The organism is Bradyrhizobium sp. LeoA1Lang (assembly GCF_055413685.1).
This window is the reverse complement of record NZ_JBVAPG010000722.1, coordinates 1-220: the sequence shown is the minus strand read 5'-3', so window position 1 is coordinate 220 and position 220 is coordinate 1. Positions and strand designations below refer to the sequence as shown.

The window sequence follows — 220 nt, the reverse complement described above, 5'->3', positions numbered from 1 at the left end:
CGCTCGGCTTGCCGAGACAAAGCGGCTCCATCTTCGCCCATTGGCCGTCAGTCAAAACGAATCGTTCCATCCAAAGCTTGAATCACAGCCAAGCACGAATGAGAATCCTGAATCCCAACAGACCCTAGCATTACAGTTGTCTTTTTGTTTTGAAGTGCGCGCGCTGGGCGGCGGCCTGGTGAGCTCTACGCCAAAGTGACCATGCGATGATGTGTGCGGG

The 220-nt window shown here is 54.5% G+C and carries 1 protein-coding gene; it reads left to right on the top strand.

The features are described 5' to 3' along the window. On the top strand, nucleotides 1-199 hold a 199-nt coding region (locus tag ACZYOF_RS45075; protein WP_463719729.1), incomplete at its 5' end, for a hypothetical protein. Nucleotides 200-220 lie beyond the last annotated feature (21 nt).